This is a genomic window from Ensifer sp. PDNC004, assembly GCF_016919405.1.
GTDB lineage: Bacteria > Pseudomonadota > Alphaproteobacteria > Rhizobiales > Rhizobiaceae > Ensifer.
The window spans coordinates 1,490,481-1,505,359 of record NZ_CP070352.1; the positions used below are offsets into that span (position 1 = coordinate 1,490,481).

The following is a 14,879-nucleotide window of genomic DNA, read 5'->3' on the forward strand; positions in this document are numbered from 1 at the left end:
CGCCGCTGCTGAAGGACACACAAAGGGGCGGCACGCATGGGGCCGAGCCAACGACGCCGTGCGTTTGCGCTTGACGTTCCGCGACACCGCGCTTTCTATCTCGCCTGGGTGTGAATTCGGGCTGGGAGTGGACCATCATGACTGACGATACGCAGCCGCCGGAAACCAAGCTGACGACGACGAAGCGGCGCTGGGCCGCCGCCGGCAAATTCCTGACGGGGCGGATCGTGCGCCCCGAGGACGAGCGCCTTCCGCCTGGGCAACATCTGGTCAAGGACTGGCCGGTGCTCGACCTCGGCCAGCAGCCGATGATCCGGACGGAAAGCTGGCGGCTCGATATCACCGGGCACATCGAGCATCCATTGTCGCTCGATTGGGCCGCGTTCAAGGCCTTGCCGCAAAGCGACCGGCTCTCCGACATGCATTGCGTGACGACCTGGTCCCGCTACGACAACCGCTGGCAGGGCGTGGCCACACGCGATCTGCTTGACCAGGTGATGCCGAAACCCGAGGCGAGCCACGTCATGCTGACGAGCTATGACGGCTACACCACGAACATGCCGCTTGCGGACTTCGCCTCCGAAGACGCGATCCTTGCGACCGACTGGGAGGGCCAGCCGATCGGCCGTACCCATGGTGGACCGATGCGGCTCGTCGTTCCGCATCTCTATTTGTGGAAGAGCGCCAAGTGGCTGACGCGCATCGACTTTCGCGAAGGTGACATGCCCGGCTTCTGGGAGCGCAACGGCTACCACATGCGTGGCGACCCGTGGCGCGAGGAGCGCTACTCGGACGATTGATCGGAGCGGGCGAAGGCCTGACGACCGCCGCCCGGCGCGTCCGGGTCCAGAAGCGACTGCAGCCCCGCAAGGTGGTAGCGCCAGAAGAGCGCTATGGCCGACTGGATGGACGGAGCGTCACCGTATTCACTGAGCGTATCGGCAATGGTGTCCAGGGTTCGGGTGAAGGTTCGCTCGAGCATGAAGCCCATCAGTGGCGTCAGGGCTTGCTCGCCGCCCTTGTCGGTCAGATAGCCGGAAGCCAGCCGCACCATCTCCCGGATCATCAGCTTGCGGACATGGGCGTAGCGCGTGCCGTCGGCGCCGCGAAGCAGGATTAGCACCACGAGCCGCTGTTCGATCCAGAAGGACAGCAGTGCCCGGGCGTGCTCGGATCCGGAAGCATCGGCCTCCAGCCAGATGCCAACTGACCGCAGTTCCCGCACGCGGGCGCGCAGCAGGCGCAACAATTGCCCGGCAAGCGCCGGTGTTACGATCTCGTAAAACAGCGCTTCCTTGTCGGCGACGTATTTGTAGATGTTGCTCGAGCTGGTGCCCGCCCGTTCCGCCACATCGGCGAGTCGGGCCTTTTCGAAGCCTTGCTCGGCAAACACCGCAGCCGCAGCCGCAAGCAGCCGCTCACGCACTTCCTGCTTCAGACGCTGAGGCATGCGAGCCTTCCTGCAAGCTCGACCAGCCTTGGTTGCCAAGGGGCCGCTTCTTCCAGCTGGAAGGCAAGCGACAAGAGCAGCGCGTCCTCGCCGGCTGCCGCCACGAAATGGCAGCCGACCGGCAGCCCCTCGGGCGACCAGAAAAGCGGCACCGACATCGCGGGCCATCCGGCAAAGGAGGCCACGTTGGTGAAACCGGCGAGGCGTTCGGTAAAAGCGATGAGTTGGTCCGGATCCTCGGTCGGGCCTTGCGTCCCCAGCGGAAAGGCCGTGAAGGGAACCGTGGGCGAAAGCAGCACGTGATAGCCGGAGATCGCCTGATTTGCGCTCGCCCCGGCCTTCATCGTCGCGCCGATCGCCTCCGTGATTGCCGTCTCCGGCAGCCGCCGGGCCCGGCTCACGAGCTCGACCGTGTAGGGCTCGAACAAGGTCTCATCGAAGGCGCCACCCATGGCGGCTGCGATCTGGTCGAACAGGCCGGAAAGAACAATTCCGGTCAGGTTGAAGAAGGCGCGGCTGGTTTCCTGCGCGTTGATGTCAGGGCCCACGCATTCGAGGACCTCGTGCCCCAAGGCCGTACATAGCGTGATCGTCGCGTTGAGCGCGTCCTCGACCACTTCGGACACGCCGCGCCCGAAGACATCGTGGCGATAGACGCCGATGCGCAGTCGTTTCTGCGGGCCACGGCGCATGTCGTCGATCCCAGGCAATGGTTGGGTCAGGTCCAGCCGTTCGGTTGCCGCCAACCACGCGGCGCTGTCGCGCACGGAGCGGCTGACGCAGTGATCGCTGATCAGCCGCGCCGTCGGCATCGCCGGCGGCAGGCCGGCATTCACCGTGCGGTCGCGGCTCGGCTTGAAACCGAAGAGCCCGCAGAAGGAGGAGGGGCCACGGATCGAGCCGCCCCCGTCGGACGCGTGGGCGATCGGTACCATGCCCGAGGCAACGGCCGCCACCGCGCCGCCCGACGAGCCGCCGGTCGAAAGAGCGAAATTCCACGGATTGCGCGTGGCGCCATGGGCGAGGGTCTCGGTGGTGCCGAGCAGGCCGAACTCCGATGTGGTCGTCTTGCCAAGAACGATCAGACCGGCCTTATCGAGAGCGTCCGTGTAATCCGAACCGCCTTGGGCGGGCTGTCCCTTGAAGAGGCGCGAGCCGAAGCCGGCCGCGTGCCCGGGATAGGCAAGCAGGTCCTTGAGCAGGGTCGGCACGCCTGCAAACGACATGTTCGCTTGCGGCCGAAAAGCGCGGGCGCACTTGCGCGCGTGGTCGAAATCCGTGGATGCAAGCGCGTTGACGTGCGGCTCGCGCCTTTCGATGCGCCGGATGGCGGCTTCGACGAGTTCGAGCGGTGAGGCTTCACCCGCCGAGACGAGACGGGCCTGTTCGGTCGCGTCCAGCGCGGAAAAGTCGTCCGATTCCAGTTGTGAGAGTTCGGGATTGGGAGCGCGCATCTGTCCAGATTCCATTGACGATGAAAAGAGAATGATAAATTCTCTTTTCATCGTCAATGGGCGGTTGCATCCTCCAGCGACTGATTGCATCTTCCCGTCTCCTGCAATGCTGGTGCAACCCACCCCCCGCAAAGCTCGTGCAACGTTTCAACAAAGGACGTTGTCGATGCGCCTGGCCATTTTACCGATGTGGATGATCCTCTTCAGCGCGAGCCCAAGTCATGCCGAAGAAAAGGGAATGTGGATTGCGGACAATCCGTATCGGACCGTGCAGCCTTTGTACGATCCCTGTCGTGATGGTCGGCTAAGTGATGGAACGCCGCGAACCTGCGCCGAGATCAGGCGCATGTACCGGCATGGAAGAGGCGGCTGGTCCGAAGAGGACCATCGCCTGGACGCATGTAGCGACGGGCGCGTCAGCGACGGCCGGCCGCGCACATGCCGGGAACTGCTTGAATGGATGGAGCGTCGTTGATGAAGGCAGAGCGCAGAGACACCGTGTCGAAGCTTGGACAGGTTTTCAGATTAGTGCTTGGGTATCTGTCCTGGCCGCTGGTGTTTTTCGGCGGACTGCTCGGCGCGCACTACGCGTTCGCGAGCGCAAAGCCGATGGTCGGATTTGTGGCGGTCTATGCGGGCGCCGTCTTCATCCTCTTTCTTCTCGAGCGCTACATTCCCTACGAGCGGGGCTGGCTTCAGTCGGACGGCGAAACGGTGAACGACATCGGCCACACGCTGGCGACGAAGGGCCTGCTGCAGGCGGCTGGCCTGATCGCCGCCGTCTTTCCCATGTACGCCGCCAACATCCTGCAGCCGCTCGCAGCGCTCAAGTTTGGTCTCTGGCCATCGGATTGGCCTATGGTGCTTCAGGTGGCGCTTGCGGTGGTCGTCGCCGAATTCGGCCTCTATTGGTCGCATCGGATCGCCCACGAAAAGCTGTTCTTCTGGCGGTTCCACGCGCTGCATCACAGCGTCGTTCGCCTCTGGGTCATCAATACCGGCCGCTTCCACGTGGCCGATTCGCTGTTCAAGATCGCCATGAGCCAGATCCCGCTTTATTGCCTCGGCGCTCCCCTGCACGTTTTCTGGTGGCTCGGCGCGGTCACGGCCTTCATGGGCATTCTCACCCATTGCAACGTCGACATGCGCACAGGTCCCTTCGACTATCTCTTCAGCACGCCGCGGCTGCACCGCTGGCACCATTCGAAGGACCTCCGAGAGGGCAACATGAACTACGGCGAGAACGTCGTGGTCTGGGACCTTTTGTTCGGCACCTACTACAATCCGGACCGTCCGTCCTCGACCGACATCGGCATCAAGGGTCAGATCGCTCGAGGCTTCCTGGCGCAACTGGCGCAACCCTTCACCAAGAACGGCGTGCGCGAAATCCTCGGCCTCCCGAAGCGACGCTCATGAAAATGCGCAAGCATGCCCGGTCTTCAACCGGGCATGCTTGCGCAACAGCTAGGCCGCGAAGGCCGGCTTGCGGGCGCCGATCCTCAAGACGTAGTAGATCGCCCCGCCGATGGCGACCCCGAAGAACCAGCCGTAAATCACCCACCAGGCCGGCAGGATGTTGGTGAACGTCGGCAGGATCGAGGAGAACAGTGCGCCGATGGCAAAGGCGATAAACGCGCTGCCGTGCCAGCCGCCCTGGAAGCGGAACTCGCCGTCCTCGTGATAGAGCGCTTCGACATTCAGCTGGCCGCGGCGGATCAAATAATAATCCACCATCATCACCCCGAAGATCGGCCCCATGGTCGAACCAATGAAGTTGACGAAATGCGCAGCCCCCGTTTCCCAAGGGGCGAAGGGGTAGAGGATGAGGGCGATGAGGGCCGCGATGTAGCCGCCGCGCTTGAAATTGATCTGTCGCGGGAAGACGTTGGCGAAGTCGAAGGCCGGCGACACGAAGTTCGCGACGACGTTGATGCCGAGGGTGGCAACGGCAAAGGTGAGTGCGGCAAGCAGCGCCAGGAACCAGCTGTCGAATTTCGCCGAGATCTGGTCCGGATGCAGCAGCACTTCGCCGTAGACGGCAAATGCAGCGGTCGTCGTCACGCCGGCAACCAGGCAGAAGGCGAGCAGGTTGATCGGCAGGCCCCAGAGATTGCCCTTGCGCAGGGTCTTCACGTCGGTCGCATAGCGCGAGAAGTCGCAGAAGTTCAAATAGAGCGCTGCGAAATAGGTGATCCAGGTGGCAGAAACCGCCGCAAGTGCGGGGAAAGTGCCCGGTTCCCACGGAACGCCCGCGTCTTTGGTTTTCTCGATGAGCACGTCGCGCGGGATTTCCGAGCCGAAGGAGAAGGTGCCTGATTTGACGATCAGGTAGACGGCAAGGATCAGCATCATGATCCAGACCGCCGGGCCGGCCCAATCCTGGAACTTGCGCACGGTTTCCATGCCTCGCTGGATGATGAGCAATTGCAGCGACCAGACGACGACGTAGCAGATGACCTCAAGCGTCGAATGACCGAGCATGTGGCTGTTCTGGTGAAATGCCAGCATGCTTTCGTTGCGAATGAGAAGCGCGACGATGGCGCCGGACGCGGCAGCCGTCTGTGCGCCATACCAGAAGCAGGCGACCACGGCGCGAACGAGTGCCGGTACGTTGGCACCGAAGGTGCCGAAGGAGGCGCGGGCGAGAACGGGGAAGGGCACGCCGGTTCGCACGCCCGCGTTGCCGACGAGGCTCATCAGGAAGAAGATCACCAGCGATCCGATGCCAATGGCGATGACGAAGTTTATGAAGCTGCCGCAGAGCAGGAACAGGCTTGCCGCGAGGTAATAGCCCCACAGGCTATGCACGTCGGATGTCCAAACATTGAAGATGCTGAAAGCGCCCCACCGGCGCTCTTCGGCCGGTGCCAGATCCTCGTTGTACAACGAGGGCGACGGATCGCGTACTGCCATGTCTTCCTCCGTATTTCCGCCGGGTCCCCCTCGGACCCAAGCCTTGATTCTGCTCCCGTTTTGAGTCGTTGCAAAAGTCTTTTTGGATTGCCGAGAGGCGGGAAGCCGGTCGTGGTCGAATAAAGCCAAGCTCCCTTCGATCAAAGCGACCAACAGGAGACAGCCGCGAGAGATCGCGTGTATCCCATTGACATATCCTGCCACTGAAACCATCTTGGATATACGCAAGGTATATCCCGGAGGCGGCAATGTCTGAACAGGGCGCAGTTTTTCTCAGCAACCGCAGTCAGGCGATCCGGCTGCCGAAGGCCGTGGCGCTTCCGGAGGATGTCAAACGTGTCGATATTGTCGTCGTCGGGCGAACGCGGATCATTACGCCCGCTGGCGAAGCCTGGGACAGCTGGTTCGATGGCGAGCCCATAACAGCCGATTTCATGGTGGAGAGAGAGCAGCCGGAGGCCCAGGAACGCGAGCCACTCTGATGTTGAAATACATGCTCGACACCAATATCTGCATCTACACGGTCAAGAACCGGCCGCAGCAGGTTCGCGAGGCGTTCAACAGGCATCACGGACAATTGTGCATCAGCTCGATCAGTTTGATGGAGTTGATCTACGGCGCGGAAAGATCCGCAATGCCCGAGCGCAACCTATGGGTCATAGAGGGGTTTGCCGCGCGTCTTGAGGTTCTCAACTACGATCAGGCGGCAGCCAGCCATACCGGACAGTTGCGCGCCGAACTCGCCCGCAGTGGCACGCCGATAGGGCCTTACGATCAGTTGATCGCTGGTCATGCACGCTCTCAAGGTTTGATCCTGGTGACCAACAACCGCCAGGAGTTCGATCGCGTGCCCGGCTTGCGCGTCGAGGATTGGACCGCAGCACCCTGACGCTCCCCGTCTCTACGCGCCGAGCCTGTCCCGCTCGGCAAGTCGCCAGGCGCGCGGCGTCATGCCCGTCTGGCGTAGGAAGAAACGGGAGAAATATGCCGGATCGGCAAAGCCGAGGCGGAAGCTGATTTCCTGCACGCTGGCGCGGGTGAAGACGAGTTCGCGTCTCGCCTCTCCGACGAGCTTTCGCGAAATCATTTCGTGCGCGCTGAGCCCGGCGATGGCGCGCGTGATCCGGTTGAGATGAGTGAGAGACAGGCCGAGTTCGCGGGCGTAGGCGGCGGCCGGCCAATGGGTGCGATAGTGTTGCTGCAAAAGCGCCTGGAAGCGCTGGACCCGCCGTTCGTTTTCACTCTCGCTGCTGTCATCCCGCTCGTCGCTCGTCTCGTCGCTCGTCTCGTCGAGACGTGCCGTCAGCGTCAGGGCAGCGGTCAGATAGGCGTCGAGAAGATCGGCGCGGTTGCTGCGGTTGCTTTCCCATTCCCTGGCGAGGCGGGTGAGCGTTGTGGCGATGTAGGCCGCATCCTCGCCACCGCCGAGCCGGATCAGATGCGGGGCGGCGAGCCAGGCGCCAAGGCGGCTGCGCTCGCCGGGCGTCGTCTTCAAATGTGAAGCGAGGATGGTGAAGACGAAACCGTCGATGTCGCGCGAGAAGCGGAAGCCGTGGCTGAGCGCCGGCGGAACGGTGATGACGACAGGCGGTTTGATCATGTTGACCGCGTTGCCGAAGACGGCATCGCCGGAGCCGCCGGCAATGTACAAGATTTGAAAGAAACTCTCGTGCCGGTGTAGCCCGATCTCCCAGTGGTAGAGGCTGCTTCGTGACGGGATCGTCTCGCAATGCAGCCAGAAATCCGGCCGTTCTCCGGACTTTTCGCCGTAGAGCTCATAGGTCGGAACCGTCTTCTTCATGCCGCACATCCTGAAGCCATGTTCGATTTGTGCAATTTCATGGCGGATTTGTCCATTGAGAGCGAAGCCGGCCCGGCGCAGATTTTGCCAAAAGACAATTCTGACAAAGGGCAATTCCGGAGGAGAGCATGCGCACCAAGGTCGTCATCATCGGGTCGGGCCCGTCAGGTCTGTTGCTCGGCCAACTGCTGACGGAGGCCGGCATCGACAACGTCATTGTCGATCGTGTCAGCAAGGACTACATCCTCGGTCGCGTGCGCGCCGGCGTGCTGGAGGAAGGCACGGTCGGTCTGATGGATCGCGCCAGGGCCGGCGCACGTATGCACAAGGAAGGGCTGCCGCATGACGGCTTCTCGCTCGCCTTCGACGGTCGCGACCACCGTATCGATCTCAAGCATCTGACCGGCGGCAAACGCGTCATGGTCTATGGCCAGACGGAACTGACGCGCGACCTGATGGAGCATCGCGGGCATTCAGGGGCCGTCACGATCTACGAGGCGGCCAATGTCGAACCGCATGACTTCGATGGCCACCAGCCCTATGTGACCTTCGAGAAGGATGGCGCCACGCAGCGCATCGATTGCGACTTCATCGCCGGTTGCGACGGCTTTCACGGCGTCAGCCGCAAGGCCGTGCCGCAAAAGGCGCTCAAGACCTTCGAGAAGGTCTATCCTTTTGGTTGGCTCGGTATCCTCGCCGACGTGCCGCCGGTCGATCACGAACTGATCTATGCCAACCATCCGCGCGGCTTCGCGCTCTGCTCGATGCGTTCGACGACGCGCAGTCGCTACTACATTCAGTGCGCGGTGAGCGAGAAGATCGAGGACTGGTCCGACGAACGCTTCTGGGACGAACTGCGCCGGCGCTTGCCGCAACACCATGCCGAAGCAATGGTGACCGGACCGTCCTTCGAAAAATCGATCGCGCCGCTGCGCTCCTTCGTTGCCGAGCCGATGCGTTTCGGCCGATTGTTCCTGGTTGGGGACGCCGCCCATATCGTGCCGCCGACGGGTGCGAAGGGCCTGAACCTGGCCGCCAGCGACGTGCACTATCTCTTCGAGGGGCTGCTCGAACACTACCAGGATCGCTCGAACGCCGGCGTCGACGCCTACTCGGCACGGGCGCTGGCGCGTGTTTGGAAGGCCGTGCGCTTCTCGTGGTGGATGACGACGATGCTGCATCGCTTTCCGGATACCGGCGATTTCGACCAGCGCATCCAGGAAGCCGAACTCGACTACCTGACCCATTCGGTGGCGGCCGAGACAGCGCTGGCGGAGAACTATGTCGGCTTGCCCTACTGAGCGGCGGCGGCGCGCTCGACCCATTCCCCTCTGAGCAGGCCGTAGATTGCCGTGTCCCACCTGGCATCGCCGACCCTGGCGGAGGAGCGCCGAACGCCTTCTTCCTGAAAGCCGAGGCTGCGGTAGGTGCGGATCGCCGCCTCGTTGAAGGTGTAGACGTTGAGTTCCAGCCGCTCGAAGGCAGGGTCGGCGAAAAAGCGGCGGGTCACTTCGCTGAGGAATGGCCGGGCGAGGCCCTGTCCGCGCATGCGCGGATTGATGGCAATTCGGGCGAGGCGGCCGACGCCGTTTGCCCAGTCGAGCGCCACCTGCGCATGGCCGGCGAGCTTGCCGTCGACGATCCCTGCAAACATCAGGCGCTCGGCTTCGGCGCCTTCGGTCCCGGCGAGCATCGCCTCGAACTGCGCTGCTTCCAGCGGAAAGGAGAGGCCGGGGCCGCCCCATTGGACCAGCGCCTCCAGGCTCGAAAACCAGTCGAGCATCTCGGGAACATGCGCTTCGGAAAATGCGTCAACACGGAGGGGAGTGGTCGGCATGGATCACCAGTTCTGTCGGACCCGCAATCTCGGTTTCTGATCGAGGCTTGTAAAGCCGCGAAATCCCGCGGGCCGCCACACGCGACCTCAGACCGTCTCCATTGCTTGTCGCATGTCGTGGACCGTCGCGCGGGTCGCCTCGACATAGGCGTCGACCAGGTGCCGGTTCCGCGTGTCGCGCAACCAGCAGAGGCTGAGATCCGATGGGATGCTGGGGAGGAACGGCCTGATCGTCAGCCGGTCGCGTTGGCCAAAGGCGAAGACCGGGTCGACGATGGCGATCCCGAGCCCGTTGGCGACCATTTCACACACCGCCGGCGCCAGCGTCGCGTCCATGATGTAGTTCAGGCGCGTGCCATAGGTATCGAGCGTACTTTCGATCTTCTGCCGGATGCGGTTGTCGGCGGCAAAGCCGATATAGGGTTCGCCGTGGATGTCGCTGGGCACGATCTCCTGTTTCGCGGCAAAGCGATGATCGCGCGGCGCGATGCAGACGAGATCCCCACCGCGCAGCGGCACGCACTCGATGTAAGGGTTGTCCGTGTTGCGATTGATCAGGCCGATATCGACCTGCTTGGACAGCAGCCATTCGACGATGAACTGCGAGCTGCGGATCACCACCGAGATATAGGCGTCGCCGTGACCGGCGAGGAAACGCTTGTTGGTGTGGCTAATGAAGAGGCCTGAGAGCGCCGGCATCACGCCGACCGAGATCTGCCCCAGTTCCTCGCGCCGGATCAGGTCGACGGCGCGCTCGATCTGCTTGATGCCGGCGAAGACGCGATCGATCTCCTTGTAGAGCCGCATCCCATGCTCCGAAGGAATGAGCCGCCCCTTGATGCGCTCGAAGAGTTCAAGCTCCGTATCTTCTTCCAGATGCGCCAGCAGTTTGCTCACAGCGGGTTGCGAGATGTGCAGGACTTCCGCGGCACGGCTGACCGTGCCGCATTCGATGACGGCCTTGAGAGCCTCGATTTGTCGTAGGTTCGGTGCGCGCTTCATTTCATAACTTCATGCAGGTCCGAATTGGCTCCAGCCTAGCTTTGCGCGCGCAGGTTGACAATGCGTCTGCCCGGGGCCCCTGCAAAATATCGCCATTCCCCATCCCAGCGCAAATCCTAGCCTATAACCTTTTGGAATGGACGCAGACTCAAAAACAATTAGACGGGTCAAATTTGCTGCGCTTATCTCTAGGCAGGCTGCAGTCGGATCGATCCGGTTGCGCGATTGGCGACGGGATCAGGATAGCGCTTATGCGGCGCACTGACGCCATCAGGTCACGCTGGGAGGCGAGAGGAGGAACAATGATTATCGGGCAGAAAATCAATCGCAGGAGCGCGCTCAAGCTGTTGGGGGCAGGGGGCGCTACGATGCTCGCCGCGCCTTACATCCGGTCGGCGCATGCGCAGAGCTCGGTTCTCAACATCACAACTTACGACAAGTTCCTGCCGCAGGACTTCATCGAGCAGTTCCAGAAGGATAGCGGCATCGAGGTTCGCATCCGCCTGACCGACGACCAGGGCAAGCAGTACAACCTCTTGACGGCGGAGGGCGCAAACCCGACGACCGATATCGTCACGGTCGCGGGCCACCGCTACGGGCAGTTCATCGGCTCGAAACTGGTGCAGGCGCTGGATACGGCAAAGCTGCGCAACTGGTCGAACCTCAATCCTGCCTATCAGGATGCCGCCTGGGCGCGCTATGAGGGCAACCTCTGGGGATTGCCGATCCTTGCCGGCTACGAAGGCCTCGTGCGCAACACTGACTACGTGCCGGAAGCCGACAGCTGGGGCATCATGTTCGACGAGAAGTACGAAGGCCTGACCGCTTACATGGCCGGCGATTTCATGTCGATCACCATGAAGTATCTCGGCCATGACGGGGACTTCGTCACTTACACCGACAAGGTCGAGGCGGCCCAGAAGGCCGCCAGCGAAGCGCGCGACCACCTGATCAAGCACAAGCATATGGTTCGCAAGTATTACGATGCGGCCAGCGAAGTGCAGCAGATGTTCATCAACGAGGACATCCACCTGGCGCAGGCCTGGTCGGGTCCTGCCGCCAAGCTGATCATGGACGGCGTGCCGGTCAAGCTCTCCGTTCCGAAGGAAGGCACCTACGGGTTCTGCTACACGCTGAACATCGTCAACAACGCGCCCAATGCCGAGAACGCCTACAAGCTGTTCGACGCGATCCTCGCCAATCCCGAGGTCGGCGCGGCGATGACCCGCACCTCCGGCTTCAGCTCGACGATCTCTGGCGTCGACAAGCTGCTCGACGACAGGGAGCGGCTGGCATCGACGCTGCCGCAGGAAGAGCTCGAGCGCGTCACCTTCTTCAGCTCGCTCAATCGCTCGATGAAGAACGAGATCATCGATCGGGCCGTCGCGGAACTGAAGGCGGCTTAAGCAATCGTATCGTGACGACTGACTGACCGACCTCGCCGTGGCGGCGGGGTCGGAACGGTGACGCATGTCCTGCCAACACCCGTCGGGTCGCGGACAAGCTTTGGGATTAAAACAATGGCCGTGGGAACACATGCGGCAGGTGGCGGTATCCCCGTCCGCGCTGCGCACATGAAATACTCGACCGGTGTCGCGAGGGTGATCAACTCACCGCTCTATCGCTACACTCTGGGCGCGGTTGCCGAGTGGCGATATGGGCGCATCCTGCTTTTGGCCGGCGTGCCGGTCGCCTGGATGCTGATGATGCACATCGGCCCCATCTACGAAATGCTGCGCATCAGCCTGCTCTCCAGCTATCCGCCGCAGCCGGGCGTGGAGGCCGAATTCACATTCGACAACTACGCGCTCTTCTTCAGTGAAAAGCTCTACTGGATGCCGCTGCTGCGCAGCTTCATCTATGCCTCCATCGCAACGGCCGTCACCTTGGTCGTGGTCTATCCGGTCGCCTACTACGTGGCGAAGGTGGTTGCGACCGGCAACAGGTCGCGCGCGCTGCTCCTGCTCTTGGCGCCGTTCTGGGCAGGCGAAATCATCCGCATCTTCTCGGTCATCATGCTTCTCGCCAATCGCGGTGCCGTCAACGTGCTGCTGCGGGAGATCGGCCTGACCGAGCGTCCGATCCAGATGCTCTACACCTCGTTTTCGATCAGCTTCGGCCTGGTCTACATGGTCTGTCTCTACATGCTGCTGCCGCTCTATTCGGCGATCGAGAAGATCCCGAAGTCGCTACTCGACGCCTCGGCGGATCTCGGCGCGGGGCCGTTCACGCGCTTCCGCCGCATCATCCTGCCGCTTTCGCGCGATGGCATCGTGTCGGGATGCTCGCTGGTCTTCCTCACCTGCATGGGTGTGTTCGCCGCTCCCATTCTTCTCGGCGGGCCGACCACCAGCATGTTCTCCGAGACGATCAGCAGCTTCTTCCACGGCGCCAGCAGCCGTTGGCCGGCCGGTGCCGCCTTCGCGATGATCATGCTTGCCGCATCCCTCGTCACCGTAGGTCTGTTCATGCGGGTCGTCGGCGGCTCGAAGCAAAGGACATTCTGATGCGCGCCATGTTTCACGATTGGCCGGGACTGGCTCTGAAGTCCTTCTACTGGCTGTTTGTCCTGTACCTGTTTCTGCCGCTGTCGCTGATGGTGGCGGTCAGCTTCAAGGATGCGAGCTTCATTTCGTTCCCGCTCGGTAACCTGACGATCGACTGGTATGCCAAGGTTATCAAGGACAAGCAGTTCCTGGACGCTTGCCTCTACACGATCATGATCGCCGCGGCGACGACCGCCATCGCGACGGTCATCGGCGTCTGGATCGCGATGCTGATCGGGTCGCTGCGGGGCGCCGCTCAATACGTGGCCTTTGCCGTCGCCTGCCTCCCGGCCGTCGTGCCGGGCATGATCTCGGCGATTTCGCTGCGCATCTTCATCACCACCATCGACCTGCCGACCGGCACGGTCGCCATCATCCTCGGCCACGTCGTCCACGCGGTGCCCTTCGTGGTGGTCATGGTGCTGACGCGGCTGCGCTCGATGCCAGGCAATCTCGTCGATGCCGCCCGCGATCTCGGTGCCGACAGCATCGTCACCTTCTTCCGCGTCACGCTCCCCTACCTCGGACCGGCCATCTTCGGCGGCATGATCTTCTGCCTGCTGCTGTCGAGCGATGACTTCGTCCGCACCTTCTTCCTCGGCGGGTATCGCCCGACGCTGCCGATGCTGATCTTCGCCCGCGTGCAGTCCGGCATGTCTCCGGAAATCAACGTCATGGCGACGCTCGTCCTGGTCGTGACCGCCGTGGTCGGGCTCTACGCAGAATATCTCACACGTCGTTCGAGGATCCGCTGATGCAACCGGTTGTTCAGTTCGAAAATGTCCGCAAGAGCTTCGGCAGTTTTGTCGCCGTCGATAATCTCAACCTCAACATCGAACGCGGCAAGTTCGTCACCCTGCTCGGCCCCTCCGGCTGCGGCAAGTCGACGACGCTGCGCATGCTCGGCGGGTTCGAAACGCCGACGGAGGGCCGCATTCTGCTCTCCGGCCGCGACGTGACAATGGTTCCGCCGAACCGGCGCAACGTCAACATCGTGTTCCAGGATTACGCGCTGTTCCCGCACATGTCGGTCGCAAAGAACATCGCCTTCGGCCTGGAGCTGAAGGGCGTCGACCAGAAACAGATCCAGAGGCGTGTCTCCGAACTCCTGGAACTCGTGCAACTGCAGGATTTTGCCGGCCGCCTCCCGTCCGAGCTGTCGGGCGGCCAACGTCAGCGTGTTGCGCTCATGCGCGCCTTGGCGCCGGATCCCGATGTTCTGCTTCTGGACGAGCCGCTCTCGGCGCTTGACGCCAAGCTTCGCCAGACCATGCAGATCGAGCTCAAGGCGATCCAGGAACAGACGGGCAAGACCTTCATGTTCGTGACCCACGACCAGGAAGAGGCGCTCACCATGTCGGATACGATCGTGGTCATGAACAATGGCCGGATCGAGCAGATGGGCGATCCGGCGAGCCTCTACAAGCGGCCCGGTTCCGCCTTCGTGGCGACCTTCCTCGGCGAAACCAATCTGTTGCAGTCGGATGTCGTCGGCACCGAAGCCGGCGAAGCGGCGGTGCGGTGGAACGGCATGACGATCAAGGCGTCGGCCGGCGCGCTGTCTCCCAAGGCAGGCGATGCGATCTATGTCGTCCTGCGGCCGGAAGCGATCCAATGTTCGGCGCAGGAACCGGGCGTCGCCAACCGGATCCGGGGGCGCATCCGCCAGCGGGTTTTCAAGGGCAACCACACATCGCTCAAGGTCGAGATCGGCGAGGGGCATCTGCTCAACGCGCTCGTTCATCCAAGCGAGGTGGAAGGCCTCAGCCGCGACGACATCTGGGTCGGCTGGTCGTCCGAAGCGACCACGCTCATCCCCGCCCGCAACGCGGCTTAGCCGCAACATCTCGACGGCGGGCGCCCGGCTGCGCCCGCT

Annotated in this window: 16 protein-coding genes; 10 read left to right on the forward strand and 6 right to left on the reverse strand. The window is 62.5% G+C overall.

Annotation, left to right across the window (positions count from 1 at the left end; genetic code table 11):
- The first annotated feature begins 137 nt into the window (after nucleotides 1-137).
- The gene (locus tag JVX98_RS06540) at nucleotides 138-800 is read left to right on the forward strand and encodes a sulfite oxidase-like oxidoreductase (protein WP_205236221.1); all 663 of its coding nucleotides are present in this window, start codon (nucleotides 138-140) and stop codon (nucleotides 798-800) included.
- Here the strand turns inward: JVX98_RS06540 and JVX98_RS06545 are convergent.
- Nucleotides 785-1,450 carry a TetR/AcrR family transcriptional regulator gene (locus JVX98_RS06545; RefSeq protein WP_205236222.1) on the reverse strand — a complete coding sequence of 222 codons (666 nt, stop codon included), beginning with the start codon at nucleotides 1,448-1,450 and terminating at the stop codon, nucleotides 785-787. The two genes, JVX98_RS06540 and JVX98_RS06545, sit on opposite strands and share 16 nt — an antisense overlap.
- On the reverse strand, nucleotides 1,435-2,904 hold the full coding sequence (locus JVX98_RS06550; protein ID WP_205236223.1) for an amidase: 1,470 nt from the start codon (nucleotides 2,902-2,904) through the stop codon (nucleotides 1,435-1,437). The genes JVX98_RS06545 and JVX98_RS06550 overlap by 16 nt, the downstream gene beginning before the upstream one ends.
- 166 nt (nucleotides 2,905-3,070) lie before the next feature.
- On the opposite strand from JVX98_RS06550, the gene JVX98_RS06555 reads away from it, so the two are divergent.
- Together JVX98_RS06555 and JVX98_RS06560 are read left to right on the forward strand one after the other, a co-directional pair.
- Nucleotides 3,071-3,379, forward strand: a complete 309-nt coding sequence (locus tag JVX98_RS06555) for a hypothetical protein (RefSeq protein WP_205236224.1) — start codon at nucleotides 3,071-3,073, stop codon at nucleotides 3,377-3,379.
- Complete coding sequence (locus JVX98_RS06560) at nucleotides 3,379-4,320, forward strand: sterol desaturase family protein (RefSeq protein ID WP_192450416.1); 942 nt, start codon at nucleotides 3,379-3,381, stop codon at nucleotides 4,318-4,320. The genes JVX98_RS06555 and JVX98_RS06560 overlap by 1 nt, the downstream gene beginning before the upstream one ends.
- Nucleotides 4,321-4,368: 48 nt before the next feature.
- Here JVX98_RS06560 and JVX98_RS06565 read toward each other — a convergent pair whose 3' ends face one another.
- Nucleotides 4,369-5,817 (reverse strand): NCS1 family nucleobase:cation symporter-1, encoded by a 1,449-nt coding sequence (locus tag JVX98_RS06565; RefSeq protein ID WP_205236225.1) that lies wholly within the window; start codon nucleotides 5,815-5,817, stop codon nucleotides 4,369-4,371.
- A 248-nt stretch (nucleotides 5,818-6,065) separates the two neighbouring features.
- Here JVX98_RS06565 and vapB point away from each other — a divergent pair, with 248 nt between their 5' ends.
- Nucleotides 6,066-6,299, forward strand: a complete 234-nt coding sequence (gene vapB, locus JVX98_RS06570) for a type II toxin-antitoxin system VapB family antitoxin (RefSeq protein ID WP_205236226.1) — start codon at nucleotides 6,066-6,068, stop codon at nucleotides 6,297-6,299.
- A complete protein-coding gene (gene vapC, locus JVX98_RS06575) occupies nucleotides 6,299-6,706 on the forward strand; it encodes a tRNA(fMet)-specific endonuclease VapC (RefSeq protein ID WP_205236227.1) in 408 nt (135 codons plus the stop codon). Before vapB ends, vapC begins: the two co-directional genes overlap by 1 nt.
- Nucleotides 6,707-6,718: 12 nt before the next feature.
- On the opposite strand, the gene JVX98_RS06580 is transcribed toward vapC, so the two are convergent.
- On the reverse strand, nucleotides 6,719-7,618 hold the full coding sequence (locus JVX98_RS06580; protein WP_205236228.1) for a helix-turn-helix domain-containing protein: 900 nt from the start codon (nucleotides 7,616-7,618) through the stop codon (nucleotides 6,719-6,721).
- A gap of 128 nt (nucleotides 7,619-7,746) precedes the next feature.
- Here JVX98_RS06580 and pobA point away from each other — a divergent pair, with 128 nt between their 5' ends.
- Nucleotides 7,747-8,919 (forward strand): 4-hydroxybenzoate 3-monooxygenase, encoded by a 1,173-nt coding sequence (gene pobA, locus JVX98_RS06585; protein WP_192450426.1) that lies wholly within the window; start codon nucleotides 7,747-7,749, stop codon nucleotides 8,917-8,919.
- On the opposite strand, the gene JVX98_RS06590 is transcribed toward pobA, so the two are convergent.
- Both JVX98_RS06590 and JVX98_RS06595 read right to left on the reverse strand, forming a co-directional pair.
- The gene (locus tag JVX98_RS06590) at nucleotides 8,913-9,455 is read right to left on the reverse strand and encodes a GNAT family N-acetyltransferase (RefSeq protein WP_205236229.1); all 543 of its coding nucleotides are present in this window, start codon (nucleotides 9,453-9,455) and stop codon (nucleotides 8,913-8,915) included. The genes pobA and JVX98_RS06590 overlap by 7 nt on opposite strands.
- Nucleotides 9,456-9,542: 87 nt before the next feature.
- Nucleotides 9,543-10,457, reverse strand: a complete 915-nt coding sequence (locus JVX98_RS06595; protein WP_192450430.1) for a LysR substrate-binding domain-containing protein — start codon at nucleotides 10,455-10,457, stop codon at nucleotides 9,543-9,545.
- Between the two features lie 368 nt (nucleotides 10,458-10,825).
- Between JVX98_RS06595 and JVX98_RS06600 the strand changes: the two genes are divergently transcribed.
- The 4 genes from JVX98_RS06600 to JVX98_RS06615 all read left to right on the forward strand — a co-directional run bounded on the left by JVX98_RS06600 (nucleotide 10,826) and on the right by JVX98_RS06615 (nucleotide 14,840).
- On the forward strand, nucleotides 10,826-11,863 hold the full coding sequence (locus JVX98_RS06600; protein ID WP_246764814.1) for an extracellular solute-binding protein: 1,038 nt from the start codon (nucleotides 10,826-10,828) through the stop codon (nucleotides 11,861-11,863).
- A gap of 114 nt (nucleotides 11,864-11,977) precedes the next feature.
- Nucleotides 11,978-12,964, forward strand: coding sequence for an ABC transporter permease (locus JVX98_RS06605; RefSeq protein WP_205236231.1), 987 nt, complete (start codon nucleotides 11,978-11,980; stop codon nucleotides 12,962-12,964).
- Nucleotides 12,964-13,758 carry an ABC transporter permease gene (locus tag JVX98_RS06610; protein ID WP_127889868.1) on the forward strand — a complete coding sequence of 265 codons (795 nt, stop codon included), beginning with the start codon at nucleotides 12,964-12,966 and terminating at the stop codon, nucleotides 13,756-13,758. The genes JVX98_RS06605 and JVX98_RS06610 overlap by 1 nt, the downstream gene beginning before the upstream one ends.
- A complete protein-coding gene (locus JVX98_RS06615) occupies nucleotides 13,758-14,840 on the forward strand; it encodes an ABC transporter ATP-binding protein (RefSeq protein ID WP_043612758.1) in 1,083 nt (360 codons plus the stop codon). The genes JVX98_RS06610 and JVX98_RS06615 overlap by 1 nt, the downstream gene beginning before the upstream one ends.
- Nucleotides 14,841-14,879: the final 39 nt, after the last annotated feature.